The sequence below is a fragment of the uncultured Roseobacter sp. genome, from assembly GCF_947493125.1.
GTDB lineage: Bacteria > Pseudomonadota > Alphaproteobacteria > Rhodobacterales > Rhodobacteraceae > Roseobacter.
Genome location: NZ_CANLQB010000009.1, coordinates 152,593 through 166,331 on the forward strand (window position 1 = coordinate 152,593; position 13,739 = coordinate 166,331).

Annotated in this window: 21 protein-coding genes; 14 read left to right on the plus strand and 7 right to left on the minus strand. The window is 62.3% G+C overall.

All coding sequences use genetic code 11. The features are described 5' to 3' along the window. Position 1: 1 nt before the first annotated feature. On the minus strand, positions 2 to 1,159 hold the full coding sequence (locus Q1A71_RS19290; protein WP_299680366.1) for an SRPBCC family protein: 1,158 nt from the start codon (positions 1,157 to 1,159) through the stop codon (positions 2 to 4). A 207-nt stretch (positions 1,160 to 1,366) separates the two neighbouring features. Between Q1A71_RS19290 and Q1A71_RS19295 the strand changes: the two genes are divergently transcribed. Further along, positions 1,367 to 2,620 (plus strand): NAD(P)/FAD-dependent oxidoreductase, encoded by a 1,254-nt coding sequence (locus tag Q1A71_RS19295; protein WP_299680368.1) that lies wholly within the window; start codon positions 1,367 to 1,369, stop codon positions 2,618 to 2,620. A gap of 7 nt (positions 2,621 to 2,627) precedes the next feature. Here the strand turns inward: Q1A71_RS19295 and Q1A71_RS19300 are convergent, their stop codons facing one another. From Q1A71_RS19300 to Q1A71_RS19325, 6 genes are all read right to left on the minus strand, one after another. Beyond that, positions 2,628 to 3,305, minus strand: coding sequence for a class I SAM-dependent methyltransferase (locus Q1A71_RS19300; protein ID WP_299680371.1), 678 nt, complete (start codon positions 3,303 to 3,305; stop codon positions 2,628 to 2,630). A 1-nt stretch (position 3,306) separates the two neighbouring features. Next, a complete protein-coding gene (locus Q1A71_RS19305; RefSeq protein WP_299680374.1) occupies positions 3,307 to 3,804 on the minus strand; it encodes a pseudoazurin in 498 nt (165 codons plus the stop codon). Continuing rightward, positions 3,785 to 4,555, minus strand: coding sequence for an ABC transporter ATP-binding protein (locus tag Q1A71_RS19310; RefSeq protein ID WP_299680377.1), 771 nt, complete (start codon positions 4,553 to 4,555; stop codon positions 3,785 to 3,787). The genes Q1A71_RS19305 and Q1A71_RS19310 overlap by 20 nt, the downstream gene beginning before the upstream one ends. After that, entirely contained in the window at positions 4,552 to 5,622 is a 1,071-nt protein-coding gene (locus Q1A71_RS19315; protein ID WP_299680380.1) for an iron ABC transporter permease, read from the minus strand. Before Q1A71_RS19315 ends, Q1A71_RS19310 begins: the two co-directional genes overlap by 4 nt. Positions 5,623 to 5,665: 43 nt before the next feature. Continuing rightward, complete coding sequence (locus Q1A71_RS19320; RefSeq protein WP_299680383.1) at positions 5,666 to 6,811, minus strand: ABC transporter substrate-binding protein; 1,146 nt, start codon at positions 6,809 to 6,811, stop codon at positions 5,666 to 5,668. Between the two features lie 255 nt (positions 6,812 to 7,066). Continuing rightward, positions 7,067 to 7,429, minus strand: a complete 363-nt coding sequence (locus Q1A71_RS19325; protein WP_299680386.1) for a hypothetical protein — start codon at positions 7,427 to 7,429, stop codon at positions 7,067 to 7,069. A 295-nt stretch (positions 7,430 to 7,724) separates the two neighbouring features. Between Q1A71_RS19325 and rpmC the strand changes: the two genes are divergently transcribed. The 13 genes from rpmC to rplO all read left to right on the plus strand — a co-directional run bounded on the left by rpmC (position 7,725) and on the right by rplO (position 13,699). Beyond that, positions 7,725 to 7,931 carry a 50S ribosomal protein L29 gene (gene rpmC, locus Q1A71_RS19330; RefSeq protein WP_299680389.1) on the plus strand — a complete coding sequence of 69 codons (207 nt, stop codon included), beginning with the start codon at positions 7,725 to 7,727 and terminating at the stop codon, positions 7,929 to 7,931. A 12-nt stretch (positions 7,932 to 7,943) separates the two neighbouring features. Next, positions 7,944 to 8,183, plus strand: coding sequence for a 30S ribosomal protein S17 (gene rpsQ / locus Q1A71_RS19335; RefSeq protein WP_298919265.1), 240 nt, complete (start codon positions 7,944 to 7,946; stop codon positions 8,181 to 8,183). A 72-nt stretch (positions 8,184 to 8,255) separates the two neighbouring features. Then, entirely contained in the window at positions 8,256 to 8,624 is a 369-nt protein-coding gene (gene rplN, locus Q1A71_RS19340; protein ID WP_011567679.1) for a 50S ribosomal protein L14, read from the plus strand. 2 nt (positions 8,625 to 8,626) lie between these two features. Further along, a complete protein-coding gene (gene rplX, locus Q1A71_RS19345) occupies positions 8,627 to 8,938 on the plus strand; it encodes a 50S ribosomal protein L24 (RefSeq protein ID WP_159974575.1) in 312 nt (103 codons plus the stop codon). Then, entirely contained in the window at positions 8,931 to 9,494 is a 564-nt protein-coding gene (rplE, locus tag Q1A71_RS19350; RefSeq protein WP_299680394.1) for a 50S ribosomal protein L5, read from the plus strand. Before rplX ends, rplE begins: the two co-directional genes overlap by 8 nt. A gap of 16 nt (positions 9,495 to 9,510) precedes the next feature. Continuing rightward, a complete protein-coding gene (rpsN, locus tag Q1A71_RS19355; RefSeq protein ID WP_299680397.1) occupies positions 9,511 to 9,816 on the plus strand; it encodes a 30S ribosomal protein S14 in 306 nt (101 codons plus the stop codon). Positions 9,817 to 9,828: 12 nt separating this feature from the next. Then, positions 9,829 to 10,221 carry a 30S ribosomal protein S8 gene (gene rpsH, locus Q1A71_RS19360; RefSeq protein WP_299680400.1) on the plus strand — a complete coding sequence of 131 codons (393 nt, stop codon included), beginning with the start codon at positions 9,829 to 9,831 and terminating at the stop codon, positions 10,219 to 10,221. Between the two features lie 10 nt (positions 10,222 to 10,231). Continuing rightward, positions 10,232 to 10,765: a 50S ribosomal protein L6 gene (gene rplF, locus Q1A71_RS19365; RefSeq protein WP_299680403.1), complete on the plus strand. Its 534-nt coding sequence runs from the start codon at positions 10,232 to 10,234 to the stop codon at positions 10,763 to 10,765. 11 nt (positions 10,766 to 10,776) lie between these two features. Next, a complete protein-coding gene (gene rplR / locus Q1A71_RS19370; RefSeq protein WP_299680406.1) occupies positions 10,777 to 11,136 on the plus strand; it encodes a 50S ribosomal protein L18 in 360 nt (119 codons plus the stop codon). Between the two features lie 192 nt (positions 11,137 to 11,328). After that, positions 11,329 to 11,904, plus strand: a complete 576-nt coding sequence (rpsE, locus tag Q1A71_RS19375) for a 30S ribosomal protein S5 (protein ID WP_299680409.1) — start codon at positions 11,329 to 11,331, stop codon at positions 11,902 to 11,904. A gap of 2 nt (positions 11,905 to 11,906) precedes the next feature. Further along, positions 11,907 to 12,095: a 50S ribosomal protein L30 gene (gene rpmD / locus Q1A71_RS19380; RefSeq protein WP_299680412.1), complete on the plus strand. Its 189-nt coding sequence runs from the start codon at positions 11,907 to 11,909 to the stop codon at positions 12,093 to 12,095. Between the two features lie 167 nt (positions 12,096 to 12,262). Beyond that, positions 12,263 to 13,003 carry a hypothetical protein gene (locus Q1A71_RS19385; protein ID WP_299680414.1) on the plus strand — a complete coding sequence of 247 codons (741 nt, stop codon included), beginning with the start codon at positions 12,263 to 12,265 and terminating at the stop codon, positions 13,001 to 13,003. 213 nt (positions 13,004 to 13,216) lie between these two features. Continuing rightward, complete coding sequence (gene rplO / locus Q1A71_RS19390) at positions 13,217 to 13,699, plus strand: 50S ribosomal protein L15 (RefSeq protein WP_299680417.1); 483 nt, start codon at positions 13,217 to 13,219, stop codon at positions 13,697 to 13,699. Positions 13,700 to 13,739: the final 40 nt, after the last annotated feature.

Below are 13,739 nucleotides of genomic sequence, written 5' to 3' on the forward strand. Positions count from 1 at the left end.
GTCAGGCTCTCCCCTTGGCATCGCGCCCGGCGTCGATGCGGGCCATCAGGTACTGGGCGAAATCATAATTGGGCCGCTCCAGATGGCTCAGATGCCCTGGCGTGGCGAGATCCGAACAGAGACCGCGATAGACCTTTTCGGTGCAGCCGCGATCCTCGACATTGACGTCGTCCAGAAGCGTCTTGAGGGCGATGAAATTGTCCTGTGCGTCGGCATCATCCGCATAATCGTCCGACATGCCGCCGCCGAAGCGAATGTGTACCTGGCCCGGCCCCTTGGGATGCAGGGACAGATACCAGAAATAGCCGGGCGTGAGGGTGATCATCAGGCTGGGGTAAAGCGCCAGCAGGAAGGTGGTGCGCCGCGCGTCGCCTGTCAGCCGGGTGTTCCGCGTTGGATGCGCCATGGCGATGCGCAGCGTGTCGTCTTTCAGGATCGTGTGGTAGTTGAAGGCCGGGCGGCCGGGCGGACAGATCATGTCCTCCAGCCGGGACAGCCCGCCGATCGTCCCGGCGTGGCAGACCGGCAGGTGATAGCTTTCCATGAAGTTCTCGGCCAGCACCTTCCAGTTCGTGTCCCAGACGTGCTCCTCGTAGAAGGACTCCGAATAGTTGGTCATGTCGTAGCCGTCGATCAGCATGGCGACCTCTGCCAGCTGGTCGGCCACCGGCGGGGCATTCGGATCGAGGCAGACGAAGACCCAGCCCAGCCAGGCCTCGCACCGGATCTGCGGCAAGGTGTAGTGGTCCTTGCAGAACCCGTCGTTCTGCGTCATCGCGGGCGCGCCGCGCAGGGTGCCGTCGAGCCCGTAGGTCCACGCATGATAGGGGCAGACGATGGTTCTGGTGTTGCCGCGCCCGTGCAGCAGGGTCGACATGCGGTGCAGGCAGACGTTGCTCATCGCCCGCAGCCCGCCCGCCTGGTCGCGCAACACCACGATGGGTTGGCCCGCCAATTCGCAGGAGACATAGTCACCGGGCGTCGCAAGCGCGTCTGCACGGCCCACGCAATACCAGTCCTTGCGGAAGATCTGCTGCAGCTCCGCCTCCACGAAGGCCTGCGAGGTATAGACCTCGGTGGGCATGGCGCGGGCGCGCTCGAAGGGCACGGCGACAGTTTCGCGCAGGGCGGCGATGGGGTCGATATGGTCCTTGGGCATGAGCACATCTCCTGAGGCGAGTCGGCGTCGGGCTTTGGGCGCAAGTATTGCGGCTCCGGGGCGGCAAAGGAAAGTCCGCCGCCGCCTTACCGTTGCTTAGTTCAGAACTAAGTTACATTAGGCATCACAAAACCATTGCTTCGCAAATGATGTTTTGGTGTTGGCGCGGGTTGGCGTTAGCACTGTCTGGCAAGGCGGCTGAGGGCGATGGGCATGGAACGGATTGACACGCTTGTGATTGGCGCGGGCCAGGGCGGGATCGCCACGAGCGAGCATCTGGGCCGTCTGGGCCTTGCGCATGTGGTGCTGGAGCGGGGCCGGATCGCCGAGCGCTGGCGCTCGGAACGCTGGGATTCGCTGGTTGCAAACGGGCCCGCCTGGCATGACCGCTTTCCCAACATGGCGTTTCCTTACGACGGCGACGACTTTGCCGACAAGGCCTCTGTGGCGGCGTATTTCGAGGCCTATGCGCAGATGATCGGAGCGCCGGTGCGCACCGGCGTGACGGTGGAGGCAGTGACGCCGCTGGCGGGCCGGGCCGGCTTTCATGTCAGGACCTCGGAGGGGGAGATCGAGGCGCAGCATGTCGTTTGCGCCACGGGGCCTTTTCAGAAGCCGGCGATTCCCCCGATTGTGCCCGAGAGCCCGGATGTGCTGCAGATGCACTCCACCGCCTATCGCAATCCGCAGGTCCTGCCCGAGGGAGCGGTTCTGGTGGTTGGAGGCGGCTCATCCGGAGCTCAGATTGCGGCGGAGCTGCATGCGGCGGGGCGCGACGTGTTTCTTTCGATCGGTCCGCATGACCGGCCGCCGCGCCGCTATCGCGGGCGGGATAATGTCTGGTGGCTCGGGGTGCTGGGCATCTGGAACATGGACACGCCCGCGCCGGGCACGGAGCATGTGACCATCGCGGTCAGCGGTGCGCAGGGGGGCAAGACGGTGGATTTCCGGCGCATGGCGCAGGCGGGGATTGGGCTGTTGGGGATGACAACGGGGTATGCAGACGGCGTGCTGCAGATCGCCGATGACCTGAAGGCCAATCTGGATGCGGGGGACGCCAGCTATCTCTCGCTGCTGGATGCGGCGGATGCCTATGTCGCGCGCACCGGCCTCGATCTGCCGGATGAGCCCGAGGCCCGGGTGATCCCGGAGGACCCGGCCTGTGTGACCGATCCTGTCCGGTCGCTGGATCTTCGCGCGCAGGGCATCGGTACGATCATCTGGGCCACCGGGTTCCGGTTCGATTACGGCTGGCTGAAGGCCGATGCGCTGGACGAGACCGGCCGGCCCCGGCACCAGCGGGGTGTCTCGCCGGTGCCGGGGCTCTTTTTCGTCGGGCTGCCATGGCAGACGCGGCGCGGCTCGTCGTTCATCTGGGGGGTCTGGCATGACGCGAAGTTCATCGCGGACCAGATTGCGATCCAGAACGGCTACATGGCCTATCATCATAGCCGGGGGTGAGCGCGCCTCAGGCGGGGCGACGGGCTCTGAAACAGAGCTTCCAGGTGCAATAGGTTTCAAGGCGCGCGAGGTCGCTCGGGAAGTAGTCGCTCGGCGGTTCATTCGGGATGAAGGCCTTGGCGAGGAAGCGGCTGATCGACAGATCGAGGCCCGCGGCGCGGAAGGCCGCTGCGATATCGGCGACGCTGTGGTTGGGGACCGGGATGTTGGAGAAGGCGGCGATCCTGGGCCGCCAGTCGGCCCAGAGGGGGCTGTCGGCGTGGCAGCAGGTGATCGCGTCGTAGGTGCCGCCGGGTTTGAGGACGGCGGCGACCTGACGGGCGTGATCCTCCAGATCCTCGATCAGGTAGATCACCTCGTGGCTGAAGGCCAGGTCGAAGCCGGTGCCCGCATCCGCGAGCGTGTCGGTCGCGAGATAGGAGAGTGGGCGCGCTGCCTTGGCGGCATCGGCAAGCGCAATGCGGTCCTGCGCCAGATCGACGCCCACACCTTCGGCGAAGGGCCGTGTGTCATAGAGCATGCGCAGGAAGCCGCCCTGGTTGCAGCCGATGTCGAGAACCTTGGCCTGCGACAGATCCGCGTGCGGGATGCAGTCGATCATCTCCCGCCAGATCCACGCATGCTCGTCGGTCATGCTGTCCTCCTCGGAGGCGTCCTTGCTCCAGGTGTTGATCAATTGTGTCATGTCACGCAGCTCCTGCTTCGAGGTCTGTCAGCAACGCGCGAAAGGTCTTGCGTGCCGCGCCAGGGTGGCGAACTTTATATGCGGCGGCAAGGTTCGACAGGTCGTTGCCGACGACGATGAGCCCGACCATGCCCCCTTCGTAATGCGGCAGGCAGATATAGCCGTAGATCCCCGGCACGGGGAGTGTGATCGTGAGTTCCTCGTCGATGGCGCCGTTCCATGGCTCTGCCCCGTCCGGAATCATGCCGCGTTTGGAGGCGGTGTTGTGGCCGGGATCGGTGGCCAGGAACGTCACGCTCTGGCCCGGCTCGATATGCAGCACCGACGGGGCAAAGACGTTGACCACGCTGGTGTCGTTGCAATCGGCGTTGAGCATGAGGATGGCGTGCTGCCCGTCCTCATGTGCGGGCGCCCTGGTGCGCGCGGCAAGCATCGGTGCCGCCAGCGTGGCGCCGAAGGCGAGGCCGAACCGGCGTCGGTCAAGCAGGGGCATAGGCATGGACGATGAGATCCTCCCGGGGGCCTTGTGTGATGTGAATATCGACGCCGTAGGTCTCACCCACTTCCGGGCGCTGCAGGATGTCTGCGGGCGCGCCCTCCGCCAGGATCCGGCCCTGGCCCAGCAGGATCAGGTGATCGGCAAAGCGCGCCGCGAGGTTGAGGTCATGCAGGGCGACGATGCCGATCGCATCGCGCGCGGCGATGGCGCCACGGATCTGACCCAAGACGCGCAGCTGGTGGTTGAGATCGAGCGCGGAGGTGGGTTCATCGAAGAGATAGACGTCCGACGTGCGGATCAACGCCTGCGCCACAGAGACCATCTGTGACTGCCCGCCCGACAACTCGCTGATATAGGCATCCGACAAATGGCCGATCTCGGCCGTGTGAAGGGCCTGGCCGACAGCCTGCATATCCTCCGACGTGACGCGCCACCCGCTGAGGTTCTTGCGCGCCATCATGACCACGTCGAAGACGGTCAGCGCCGCATTCGCGGCGAAGAACTGCGGCATGAAGCAAACCCGCGACAGCCGCTCCCGCGGGCCGAGCCGGGCCAGATCGTGCCCGTGGAGCGTGACCGTGCCTTGGGCCTTCAGCAGGCCTGCGATGGTTCGGAACAGGGTCGACTTGCCGGAGGCATTGGGCCCGATGAGCGCGGTCAACTGGCCGGGGCGCAACGGGCCGAACCCCACGTCGCGCAGGATCGGGCGGGCGCCATAGGCGAACCGGAGATCGCGCACCTCAAGCGTCATTGCCAGTGCCTCTTGCGCTGGCTGAGGATCAGGCTGACGAAGAAGGGGATGCCGATGAGCGAGGTGATCATGCCGATGGGATAGACGATGCCGGGCGTGATCGCCTTGGAGGCGATGGACGTGCCCGACAGGATCAGCGCGCCGGCCAGAGCCGAGAGCGGCAGGAAACCCCGCTGGTCCTCGCCCACGATCATGCGCGCGATATGCGGCCCCACAAGACCGACGAAGGCGACGGCCCCCACGAAGGATACCGCAACGGCGGAGAGCAGCGAGACGCCTGCCAGCACCATCAAGCGCAGCCCGTTCACGTTGACCCCGAGGGCTGCGGCCTTGTCCTCGCCCATGCGCAGCGCCGTGAGCGCCCAGGTCCGGCTGAGAAAATAGGGAAGCACAATCGCCAGAACCAGAAGGCAAATGCCGACCTTCGGCCAGGTGGCCCGTGCGAGCGAGCCCAGCTGCCAGAAGATCAGCTGCGCCAGCTGCAGCTCCGAGGCGCCGTATTGCAGAAAGGCCAGCAGTGCATTGAAGGTGAAGAGCATCGCAATCCCCACGAGGATCATCGCCTCGGGCGTCACCCCGCGCAGCTTGGTGAACAGGAAGAGGCCCATCGAGGCCGCCATGGCGAAGGCGAAGGCATTGACCGTCACACAGAGCGCGCCCACGCCTGGGATCACCGACCAGCCGAGCACGATGGCCACAGCCGCGCCGAAACTGGCCGCCGACGACAGGCCGAGCGTGAAGGGATCGGCCAGCGGATTGTTGAGAATGGTCTGCATCTCGGCGCCGGCCACGCCCAGCATGGCTCCGACGACCACCGCCATGAGCGCCACCGGCAGGCGCAGGTCCCAGATGATGACCTGTTCCTTCGCCGTGGCCAGCGCGGGCTGGACGATCACATGGGCCACGCGAAAGATGTCGAGCGCCGCCGGGCCGGTGATGACGTCGATTAGCACGGTTGTGCACAGCGCAAGCGCGGCACCTGCGACCAGCGCCACCCTCAGGAAGGACCGCCGGCGATAGGTGCCGACAATTGCATCGACACTTGGGGATTGAGAAAAATCTGTCATGGCACATGACCCGCCGCACGCCTTTGCGACGGGTCTGATCCGGTCAGTCGACGCTCAGCCAGAACTGGCCGGACGCCTCATAGGGCATGAATTCCGCGTGCAGACGCTCGAAGGTGTCCTGCGGATCGAGATCGGCAAAATCCTCGGGGTAGAGCCATTTGGCGATCTGCTGCACGGCGACGAAGTGATAGGGCGAGTTGTAGAACTGGTGGTAGATCGAGTGGTAGTTGCCCTCTTTCACGGCCCGCAGCTCGGAAAAGCCGGGGCGCGCGGCGAGTGCTGCGATCTTCTCGGCGTTGACCGCCGGATCGCCTTCGTAGCCCAGCAGCGTCGATGTCACCTCGGGTTTGGCCTCGGCCCAGTTCGCGCCGGTGCCGATGACATGATCCGGGTCGGCCTCGAGCATGCCTTCCATCGACAGGGTCACCGAATAGGCGTTGGCGAGGGTCGAGGCGAAGTTCTTGCCGCCCGCAAGCTCGACGAAGCGACCGTAGTTGTAAGGTCCGAACGACCAGCAGCAGAAGTCCGGCTGCCAGCCTGCGGCGTTCTCGACCACCACGAGCGGGCGCTCCTCTGCCGGGATCTGGTCGACCACATTGGTCACCCTGCGCATCTCGGCGATGTAGAAGTCGATGAACCTGGCCGCGCCTTTCTCCTCGCCGAGAATGCGGCCGAGGATCAGCAGGGAGGGCACGGTGTTCTCTGTTGCATTGCGGCGGAAGTCGATGAAGACGACGGGCACACCGGCCTTGTCCAGCTTCTCGATCAGGCCGGTCTCTTCGGCTTTGAAGAGGTTGCCGCTATCGAGCAGCACCAGATCGGCCTCCGCTTCGAGCACGGCTTCAACGCTGAAATCCCCGGCGTAGGGATTGCCGAAGTTGATCATCCGCTCCGCATCGGCAGGGAAGGCCCCTTCGAATTTGCGGAAGGCGTCCGGATCGTAGAGCACCAGGTCGTCTTTCCAGCCGACGATATGATCGAAGGGGTTGCCCTCCGAGATGGCGGCGATGGCGTACATCATCCGGCCTTCCCCGAGGATGATCTTGTCCGGCACCTCATCCAGGGTGACGGTCCGACCGGCGATGTCGGTCAGGGTCAAGGCTTCGGCCTGTGCGGATGTTGCTGGCGTGAGAACGGTCACGGTGGCTGCAAGCGTCAGGGCAAAGCCGCTTATGAAACGCGTGTTCATAGCAGGCTCTCCTTTTGGCTACGCGGCAGTGGTAGCGCAGATCCCCGTTGTATCCAAGCAAAATAGTCAGGATTGGAGCGGGGGCTGCGAGGGATTGCGGAGCGCCGTCTCCGAGGTTGCGCCTTGGGGGCATGCGGTTATGCGCGTTGCGGGCGACCGCTTGCCGGACCGGGCGCTGTGTGAGCCCCCGGCCGTCGACGCGGTTTGCGCTGATCTGGGCGCGGATCGCGGTCGGGGCCAAACGGGCGAGCCGCGTCAGTATCTCTGCAGCTGCGCCTGCGCCAGATCGGAAGCGATGCTGAGAATGACCCAATACTCGGACTGGCCCACGATCTTTGCGCCGCTCCGCCGCCGGTCGTCGGTCGCACCGGTCTCGTGCTTCGGACAGGCGATCAGCTCTTGCCCCTCGGTCCGCATCGCGGCGGTGGTCTCGCTCTTTCCCAGGAGCACGCAGACATCATCGAAATTGGGGTAGGGCCGCTGGATGTTCAGAAACGCCCTCTCGGACGGGCTGAGCCAGGTTTGCTCCGGGGCGCCGGAGGGCAAGGTGCCACCCGCGCAGGCCGAAAGGATGCCCATCACGGCGAAAGATGACAGTGTTTTGGCGACGGATTTCATCCTGAATCCTTTCTGGTGGCGCGCTGCTATGACCATCCCGCAAAGGCACCGGGAGAACAAGCGTGTGTCGCGCCGAAAGGCGGGATGCGCGGGCTGGCCAGCGTCCCGCACCGCCCGTGATCTACGAACCCGCGGTGGCTTTTGGCATCGACACACGTCGAGCGCTTTGTGCAAGCCGGAATAAGGGGTTGCCATAGGCCCGCAAGCCTCCTATACGGCGCTCTCATCATGGACTCCACGGGAATCAGGGTGACGCTTTTGGCGGCCTTCCCGTGATGTTGAAAGGAAAAGGGCGATGAACGCCAAGGAATTGCATGACAAGACCCCGGACCAGCTGCGTGAAGAGCTGGCCAATCTGAAGAAAGAACAGTTCAACCTGCGCTTTCAGCAGGCCACCGGCCAGCTGGAAAACCCCGCGCAGCTGCGCATCGCGCGCCGCAATGCGGCCCGTGTGAAGACCGTGTTGAACCAAAAAGCAGCCTCCGCTGCTGCATCTGAGTAAGGAGAGCCCCCCATGCCAAAGCGTATCCTGCAGGGTGTCGTTACTTCTGATGCCAACGCCCAAACAGTGACCGTCAGCGTCGAGCGCCGCTTCACGCATCCGGTTCTGAAGAAGACCATCCGTAAGTCCAAGAAATACCGGGCGCACGATGAGAAGAACACCTTCAAGGTAGGGGACAGCGTCCGCATCATCGAATGCGCGCCGAAGTCGAAAACCAAACGTTGGGAAGTGCTGGAGGCCGCTGAGGCCTAAGGCGCACGCCCTTTATTCGAAACCCTGGGGATATGGCCACGCATCGGCCCCCCAAAGGTCGGGAGAAACCAAATGATCCAGATGCAGACCAACCTGGATGTTGCTGACAACTCCGGCGCGCGCCGAGTACAGTGCATCAAGGTCCTGGGTGGTTCCAAGCGTAAATACGCCTCCGTCGGCGACATCATTGTCGTCTCGGTGAAGGAAGCCATCCCGCGCGGTCGTGTGAAGAAGGGCGACGTCCGCAAGGCCGTTGTCGTGCGCACCGCCAAGGAAGTCCGCCGCGAAGACGGCACCGCGATCCGCTTTGATCGCAACGCCGCCGTCATCCTCAACAACAACAACGAGCCGATCGGTACCCGGATCTTTGGCCCGGTCGTCCGTGAGCTGCGCGCGAAGAACTTCATGAAAATCATCTCTCTCGCTCCGGAGGTGCTGTAATCATGGCTGCGAAACTGAAAAAAGGTGACAAGGTCATCGTGCTCGCGGGCAAGGACAAGGGCAAGACCGGGACGATTTCCTCGGTGAGCCCGAAGACAGGCAAGGCGGTCGTCGATGGCATCAACATCGCCATTCGCGCCACACGACAGAGCCAGACCACCCAGGGCGGTCGCATCCCCAAAGCGATGCCGATTGATCTGAGCAACCTGGCCTTTGTTGACAAGAACGGCAAAGCGACCCGCGTCGGCTTCAAGATGGACGGCGACAAGAAAGTGCGTTTTGCCAAGACCACGGGGGACGTGATCGATGCTTGATTCCGCAAATTACACACCCCGCCTGAAGGCTGCGTACAAGGACACCATTCGCGCGGCGATGAAGGAAGAGTTCGGCTACAAGAACGACATGCAGATCCCGCGTCTTGAGAAGATCGTGCTGAACATCGGCTGTGGCGCCGAAGCGGTCCGGGACAGCAAGAAAGCGAAATCCGCTGTTGAGGATCTCACGCTGATCGCAGGCCAGAAGGCGCTGACCACGCGTGCGAAGAAGTCTATCGCGGGCTTCCGGGTGCGGGAAGACATGCCGCTGGGCGCGAAGGTGACCCTGCGCGGTGACCGCATGTATGAATTTCTCGACCGTCTGATCACCATTGCGATGCCCCGCATCCGCGACTTCCGCGGCGTGTCGGGCAAGTCCTTTGACGGGCGTGGCAACTATGCCATGGGCCTGAAAGAGCATCTGGTGTTCCCGGAGATCAACTTCGACAAGATCGATGAGAACTGGGGAATGGACATTGTGATCGCCACAACGGCGCAAACCGACGCTGAAGCAAAGAGCCTGTTGAAAGCCTTCAACATGCCCTTCAACAGCTGATCGGGAGGAAAGAGATATGGCTAAGAAATCCATGATCGAACGCGAGAAAAAGCGTGAGCGTCTGGTCGCCAAATATGCGGCGAAACGGGCTGAGCTGAAGGCAATCATCAACGACCAGGAAAAGCCGATGGAAGAGCGCTTTCGCGCGTCTCTGAAGCTGGCGAAGCTGCCGCGGAACTCGTCTGCTGTGCGTCTGCACAACCGCTGCCAGCTGACGGGTCGTCCGCACGCCTACTATCGCAAGTTGAAAATTTCGCGGATCGCGCTGCGGGACCTGGGCTCGAACGGCCAGATCCCCGGTATGGTCAAGTCGAGCTGGTAAGGAGGGCATAAGATGAACGATCCTATCGCAGATATGCTCACCCGGATCCGGAACAGCCAGATGCGCGGCAAATCCACCGTCGTGACCCCGGCGTCGAAGCTGCGGGCCTGGGTGTTGGATGTGCTGGCCGACGAAGGTTACATCCGCGGCTATGAGAAGATCACGGGCGCTGACGGCCACCCGGCCATCGAGATCAGCCTCAAGTACTATGAGGGCGAACCTGTCATTCGCGAGCTGAAGCGGGTCTCCAAGCCCGGTCGTCGCGTCTACATGGGCGTCAATGACATTCCCGTTGTCCGTCAGGGCCTCGGCGTGTCGATTGTCTCCACCCCCAAGGGTGTGATGTCGGACCAGGCTGCACGCAGCGCCAACGTTGGCGGTGAAGTGCTCTGCACCGTCTTCTAAGGAGGGTTTGATGTCTCGTATTGGTAAAAAACCGATTGACCTGCCTTCTGGCGTCACGGCGACGGTCTCTGGTCAGGCCATCGAAGTCAAAGGCCCAAAGGGCACACGCTCATTCAAAGCGACGGATGACGTAGATCTGAAGGTCGAAGACAATGTGATCACGGTGACACCGCGCGGCAAATCCAAGCGCGCGCGTCAGCAGTGGGGCATGTCCCGCACGCAGGTGCAGAACTGCGTCACCGGCGTGACCGAAGGCTTCAAGAAGGAGCTCGAGATCCAGGGTGTGGGCTATCGGGCGCAGATGCAGGGCAATACCCTGAAGCTGAACCTGGGCCTGTCCCATGATGTGGACTACACCGCACCCGAGGGTGTGACCGTGACCGCTCCGAAACAGACCGAGATTGTGGTGGAAGGCATTGACGAACAGCTTGTTGGTCAGGTTGCCGCGAACATCCGTCAGTGGCGCAAGCCCGAGCCCTATAAGGGCAAAGGCATCCGCTACAAGGGCGAGTTCATCTTCCGCAAAGAAGGCAAGAAGAAGTAAGGAACGCAGACATGGCAAACAGCAAAAGAGACCTGTTCCTCAAGCGCCGTCTTCGCGTTCGGAACAAACTGCGCAAGGTGAATGCCGGGCGTGTGCGCCTGAGCGTGCACCGCTCCAGCAAGAACATCTCCGTTCAGCTGATCGACGATGTGGCGGGCCGCACGCTCGCCGCTGCCTCCACTCTGGAGAAGGATCTGGGTGTGGTTGGCAAGAACAACATCGAAGCGGCCACGAAGGTGGGCGCGGCGATTGCCGAGCGTGCCAAGAAAGCCGGTGTGGAAGAAGCCTACTTCGACCGCGGCGGGTTCCTCTTTCACGGGAAGGTCAAGGCCGTGGCCGATGCCGCCCGTGAGGGTGGTCTGAAGATCTGACCAACGCGGTGGCCCAAGGCCCACCGCACCTGCCAGCACCTCGCGTGGGACCGGCAGGTAGGGTGGGCTTTCAGGCCACCCCTGGTCGCAGCAGTGAAGGTGGCCCTTCGGGGCCGCCTCGATGATCCGGGAGCTTCAGGCTCACCTGGATTGTGAGACCCGGGCCGAGGCCCGTAGCATGAGGAGGCCTGCATGGCCAGAGAACCAAACCAGCGGGGCCGTCGCGATCGCGATGAGGCTCCGGAATTCGCGGACCGTCTGGTCGCGATCAACCGCGTTTCCAAGACCGTCAAGGGCGGGAAGCGCTTTGGCTTTGCAGCCCTCGTGGTTGTGGGCGACCAGAAGGGCCGCGTCGGCTTCGGCAAGGGCAAGGCCAAGGAGGTCCCCGAGGCCATCCGCAAGGCCACCGAACAGGCCAAGCGCCAGATGATCCGCGTGCAGCTGCGCGAAGGCCGCACCCTGCACCACGACATGGAAGGCCGCCACGGCGCCGGCAAGGTGGTGATGCGCACGGCACCGGAAGGCACCGGGATCATCGCCGGGGGTCCGATGCGGGCCGTCTTCGAGATGCTGGGCGTGAAGGACGTGGTCTCCAAGTCCATCGGCTCGCAGAACCCCTACAACATGATCCGCGCAACCATGGACGGGTTGCGCAAGGAGCAGAGCCCGCGGTCTGTTGCGCAGCGTCGCGGCAAGAAAGTGGCCGACATCCTGCCCAAGCGTGAGGATGCTGTCGATACATCCGCACAAGTGGCTGAGGAGGCGTGAGCATGGCCAAGACACTCGTGATCAAGCAGATCGGCTCTGCGATCCGCCGCCCCGCCAAACAGCGCGCCACGCTGATCGGCCTGGGCCTGAACAAGATGCACAAGACCCGCGAGTTGGAAGACACCCCTTCCGTGCGCGGCATGATCAACTCCATCCCGCATATGGTGGAGATCGTGGAAGAGAAGGGGTGAATTCCGATCCGGCCCTGAAGGGCCGGCAACCGCTCCGGTGGAGCGTTTGAGGAATTCACGGGCGGAGCCCCGGATGGCTTGAAAGTTGGAGCGCCTCGCAGGAAACTGCGGGGCGGTTTGGTTCCATTTGTTGTGAACGTGGACAAAGCAAAGGAATCTAGAATCAAGTGAATGCTGCAGATTTTCTTGAGAAATCTATATCTTGGCTGAATTCAAACCAAGGCGTTCTGACGCTTGCAATCTTTGTTGTGACACTGGTTCTTGGTTGGGTGTCAGGTGTATTTGCCGCTCTTAGGCGAAAGCCACATTTTAGGGTTTCGCTAATTGATGGCCCAACATTTGCCTGCACTTTTCACACTGGTGAGAAACACAAAAACTACGATGTGCACAAAACGGGTATCGCACTGTATGTCAAAGTTGCGAACACTGGAACTGCACCATCTAGCATCTCCGGGGTATCGATTGCGTATCGTTGGCAAATACGGCCTCTATCTGTTCAGTGGTTGAAATATGGGATTGGATGGTTCTGGCTTGAGCGACAAGCAGTTGCGCTTACGGACTTTCAGGCGAAGATTGGCAGTAGCACAAAAGTTTTTCCCTTTTTGAGTCAGAGAAATTCTTTGTCACCTTCAAAGGCGGACACATATTTGCGCGAAGGACAAGAAACAAACGGAGTCGTTTACTTTGAGCAATCCGACAGTTGGGGTGGTTGCTTTCCGAGGCAGACAAATGGACAGGTAATCATCAAAGTTCGACTAACTGATGTCACCGGAAGAGCCTTCACCTCGCGGCATACAATTCCGGCAGTCGATCTTGATGAAGCAAGAAAGTACAATCCTAGATTTGGAGAGACACTCTTGGAGCTGCATTCGGCAGACCTAGTTTCTAACGAGAGCGCGTCTTCCTGAGACGATGGGATCTAAATGACTCCGATGGTGCAACTTATTAAGACGGCCTTCGCCCCGCGGCCAGATACTGCCCTCTGTTGCGCCGACACCACTTGATCCATGCCGCAAGCCCGTCTATACGCCCACGATCACCGCTTTGGTGATCAGAATCGAAACGCCGTGTTTGCCCGCTCCCGTCGCTGGGGGGTACATCCGGCCAAAGGAGAAGCGACAATGAAACTGAATGAACTGTCTGACAACGCAGGCGCCACCAAGAAACGCAAGCGCGTGGGTCGTGGCCCGGGCTCTGGCACCGGTAAGATGGGTGGCCGCGGCATAAAAGGTCAGAAATCCCGCTCGGGCGTGGCGATCAACGGGTACGAAGGCGGGCAGATGCCGCTCTACCAACGCCTGCCGAAGCGTGGCTTCAACAAGCCGAACCGCAAGCAGTTTGCCGTGGTCAACCTCGGGCTGATCCAGAAATTCGTGGATGCGAAGAAGATCGACGCGAAAAAAGCGATCACGGAAGACGTGCTGGTCGAGAGCGGCCTTGTGCGCCGCAAGCGCGACGGCATCCGGGTGCTGGCCAAGGGCGAGGTGACGGCAAAGCTCGACCTGACGGTCACGGGTGCATCCAAATCGGCCATCGAGGCGGTCGAAAAAGCCGGGGGCTCGCTGACCGTGGCGGCGCCGGTCGCGGAAACGTCAGAGGGCTGAGAGCCCAGTTCAGGCTTGTGGGCGGCCCCTGTGCCGCTTA

What these genes read in the sequence shown, in the direction of transcription:
- rplX (WP_159974575.1), top strand. Translation starts at nt 8,627, where the DNA reads ATGGCTGCGAAACTGAAAAAAGGTGACAAGGTCATCGTGCTCGCGGGC.
- rpmD (WP_299680412.1), top strand. Translation starts at nt 11,907, where the DNA reads ATGGCCAAGACACTCGTGATCAAGCAGATCGGCTCTGCGATCCGCCGC.
- Q1A71_RS19305 (WP_299680374.1), bottom strand. Translation starts at nt 3,804, where the DNA reads ATGCCTATGCCCCTGCTTGACCGACGCCGGTTCGGCCTCGCCTTCGGC.
- Q1A71_RS19310 (WP_299680377.1), bottom strand. Translation starts at nt 4,555, where the DNA reads ATGACGCTTGAGGTGCGCGATCTCCGGTTCGCCTATGGCGCCCGCCCG.
- rpsE (WP_299680409.1), top strand. Translation starts at nt 11,329, where the DNA reads ATGGCCAGAGAACCAAACCAGCGGGGCCGTCGCGATCGCGATGAGGCT.
- Q1A71_RS19320 (WP_299680383.1), bottom strand. Translation starts at nt 6,811, where the DNA reads ATGAACACGCGTTTCATAAGCGGCTTTGCCCTGACGCTTGCAGCCACC.
- Q1A71_RS19300 (WP_299680371.1), bottom strand. Translation starts at nt 3,305, where the DNA reads ATGACACAATTGATCAACACCTGGAGCAAGGACGCCTCCGAGGAGGAC.
- rpsH (WP_299680400.1), top strand. Translation starts at nt 9,829, where the DNA reads ATGAACGATCCTATCGCAGATATGCTCACCCGGATCCGGAACAGCCAG.
- rplF (WP_299680403.1), top strand. Translation starts at nt 10,232, where the DNA reads ATGTCTCGTATTGGTAAAAAACCGATTGACCTGCCTTCTGGCGTCACG.
- rplO (WP_299680417.1), top strand. Translation starts at nt 13,217, where the DNA reads ATGAAACTGAATGAACTGTCTGACAACGCAGGCGCCACCAAGAAACGC.
- Q1A71_RS19290 (WP_299680366.1), bottom strand. Translation starts at nt 1,159, where the DNA reads ATGCCCAAGGACCATATCGACCCCATCGCCGCCCTGCGCGAAACTGTC.
- rplR (WP_299680406.1), top strand. Translation starts at nt 10,777, where the DNA reads ATGGCAAACAGCAAAAGAGACCTGTTCCTCAAGCGCCGTCTTCGCGTT.
- Q1A71_RS19315 (WP_299680380.1), bottom strand. Translation starts at nt 5,622, where the DNA reads ATGACAGATTTTTCTCAATCCCCAAGTGTCGATGCAATTGTCGGCACC.
- rplN (WP_011567679.1), top strand. Translation starts at nt 8,256, where the DNA reads ATGATCCAGATGCAGACCAACCTGGATGTTGCTGACAACTCCGGCGCG.
- rpsN (WP_299680397.1), top strand. Translation starts at nt 9,511, where the DNA reads ATGGCTAAGAAATCCATGATCGAACGCGAGAAAAAGCGTGAGCGTCTG.
- Q1A71_RS19295 (WP_299680368.1), top strand. Translation starts at nt 1,367, where the DNA reads ATGGGCATGGAACGGATTGACACGCTTGTGATTGGCGCGGGCCAGGGC.
- rpmC (WP_299680389.1), top strand. Translation starts at nt 7,725, where the DNA reads ATGAACGCCAAGGAATTGCATGACAAGACCCCGGACCAGCTGCGTGAA.
- Q1A71_RS19325 (WP_299680386.1), bottom strand. Translation starts at nt 7,429, where the DNA reads ATGAAATCCGTCGCCAAAACACTGTCATCTTTCGCCGTGATGGGCATC.
- rpsQ (WP_298919265.1), top strand. Translation starts at nt 7,944, where the DNA reads ATGCCAAAGCGTATCCTGCAGGGTGTCGTTACTTCTGATGCCAACGCC.
- rplE (WP_299680394.1), top strand. Translation starts at nt 8,931, where the DNA reads ATGCTTGATTCCGCAAATTACACACCCCGCCTGAAGGCTGCGTACAAG.